At 62.5% G+C, this 2,677-nt stretch carries 2 protein-coding genes; both read right to left on the reverse strand.

The annotated features are described in order from the left end of the window. A partial coding sequence (locus A3764_RS09890; RefSeq protein ID WP_067951546.1) for an SH3 domain-containing protein occupies positions 1-663 on the reverse strand: 663 nt, incomplete at its 3' end. Positions 664-927: 264 nt separating this feature from the next. Then, positions 928-2,586, reverse strand: a complete 1,659-nt coding sequence (locus A3764_RS09895; RefSeq protein WP_067922171.1) for an NAD+ synthase — start codon at positions 2,584-2,586, stop codon at positions 928-930. Positions 2,587-2,677 lie beyond the last annotated feature (91 nt).

The following is a 2,677-nucleotide window of genomic DNA, read 5'->3' on the forward strand; positions in this document are numbered from 1 at the left end:
GATCACACCTGTCTCGGCATCGACCAGAACGGTCTGGCTGTTGATGTTGACGTAGCGCAGACCTTCCTGCGGCACTTCGTAGGTTGTCACGGTCTGGGGGACACCGGCGCCTACGACGACTTCACCATCGAGGTAGACAGTCTCGACCGGGTTGGCCTTGACGAATGTGATGGTCTCCGTGGTCGGTTCGATGACCGCACCACCTGCAACCGCGCCCACAAGCCCGGCAGCGGCGACAGCACCGATCGGCCCGCCGACAACGGCAGCGGCAAGCGCACCGGCTGTGGCACCGGCTGCAACACCTGTATTGGTGTCATTTTCCGTCTGTTCGACGTTTTCGTAGGTCAGCGTCTCCACTTCGATCACCGCGGGGCGTGTGGTCAGGGCGACCGCCTGCTCATCCACGTTCACCGCGAGATAGTCGGAATAAGACCAGCCTTCGTTCCCGTCATAGGTCACCTTGCACCAGCGGCGCTCTTCCAGGCAGCCCTGAATGGCAGCGGTTTCGCCGCCGGGGATCACATCGACAACCTCGAACTGGGGTCCGGGGTCGCTGCGCACATTCAGATCCGTGGCAGCCATGGCTTCGGCAGATTGCGCGAAGACGGGGGCTGCAGATGTCAGGGCGATTGCCGAGATCATTCCAAGTTTCACAATACGCATTTTCTCTTCCTTTCCTTGCGGGGCGCCGGTGTCCCTCATGAACATCCGTATTCAGCGCGCCGCTCGAACAGCAATCGAACGGGCAATCGCGGCACTCGTTCCATGTTATCGGATATCAAATGCGGTACCGGCGGGTAGCGGGCATCCATTCGGCCAAAGCTTGCCGCGAGAGCGGTGAAACCGGCGATTATCAGCCGGCTTTTCGGGCCGCGCCCTGCGCTGGCATTCTCAACGGAACATAAGCGGATTGTGCTCCGCGAGGCTTCAGCTCGGATCGCGCCAGCGGTTCACGATCGGATAACGCCGGTCGAGCCAGAAGGCACCCTTTGTCAGCCGCGGGCCGGGGGCGGACTGATAGCGTTTGTACTCGCTGACATAGATCAGCTTTTCCACCTTCCGCACCGTTTCCCGGTCGTGCCCCGCCGCGACCGCATCCGCCACGGATCCGTCCCGGTCGACGAGAATTTCGAGGATCTCGTCCAGCACGGGGTAATCGGGCAGGCTGTCGCTGTCCTTCTGATCATCGCGCAGCTCGGCCGATGGAGGCTTGTCGATGATGTTTTGCGGTATGACGGCGCCTTCGGGGCCGCTCATCCAGTCGCGGTGGTTCGCATTGCGCCAGCGGCAGGTTTCGAACACCCGCATCTTGTAGAGATCCTTGATCGGATTGTAGCCGCCCGACATGTCGCCGTAGATCGTCGCATATCCCACCGCCACTTCGGACTTGTTGCCCGTGGTCAGCAGCATTTCCCCGAACTTGTTCGACAATGCCATGAGCAACAGCCCCCGCAGGCGGGACTGGATGTTCTCTTCCGTCAGGTCGGGATTGTGCCCTTCGAACAGGGGCGCAAGGGTTTCGGTGATCGCGCTGCGGGCGGGGCCGATGGGAACATAGTCGTAGCGGCAGCCCAGCGCCTTTGCCAGTTCCTCCGCATCGTCCAGCGAACCCTGGGAAGTATATTCCGACGGCAGCATCACGCAGCGGACGTTATCGGCCCCCAGCGCATCGACCGCGATCACAGCGACGAGCGCGGAATCGATCCCGCCGGAAAGGCCCAGCAAGACCTTCGAGAACCCCGTCTTGCGCATGTAATCACGCAAGGCCAGCACCATGACGTGGTAATCCTGCTCCCACTGGTCGGGCAGTTTCGCCGGCTCCTGGGGGACGATCCGCCAGCCCTCCGGTCCGCGTTCAAGGTCGATATGCCGCACCATGGCGTCGAAGGCAGGCATCTGTAACGCCAGCTTGCCGCCCGGGTTGAGCGCGAAGGAGGCACCGTCGAAGACCTGATCGTCCTGCCCGCCCACCATGTTGAGGTAAATGAGCGGCAATCCGGTTTCGACCACCCGGGCCACCATCATGTTGAGCCGCGTCTCCCTCTTCCCGCGGTAATAAGGCGACCCGTTGGGCACCAGCAGGAACTCCGCGCCCGTCTCCTCCAACGTTTCGGCCACGTCCGGGTGCCAGGCATCTTCGCACACGGGGGAACCGATGCGCACGCCATTCACGTCATAGGGACCGCCGAGGGGGGCGGGGTCGAACACGCGGACCTCGTCGAAAACCGTTTCGTTGGGCAACTCGTGCTTGAAGCTCTGATGCGCAATGCGCCCGTCTTTTAGCACGACATAGGCATTGTAGAGGTTCGTGCCCTCGACCCACGGCGCACCGATGGCCAGCGCGGGGCCGTCGGCGCAACGTTCGGCCAGCTTTTCGAGGTGGTTCATCACATCCATCTGGAAGGCGCGCTTCATCACCAGATCCTGCGCGTTGTAGCCTGACAGGAACATTTCAGGCAGCGCGACCAGATCGGCCCCTGTCTCCCGCCCCTCCTGCCAGGCGGCATGGGCAAGGTCGGCGTTCCCCGCAAGGTCGCCGACGGTCGGGTTCAACTGCCCCAGAGTGATGCGGAAACGCTCCGTCATGTGCCGGTCCCTTCGAAATTCCGTGACCGATGTAGCAGATCGCACGACGAGGGAAAGCCCGCCCCCGCCGACGCGCCAAAAGACGATTGCC

The sequence above is a fragment of the Sulfitobacter sp. HI0129 genome (assembly GCF_001635395.1).
Classification (GTDB): Bacteria; Pseudomonadota; Alphaproteobacteria; order Rhodobacterales; family Rhodobacteraceae; genus Sulfitobacter.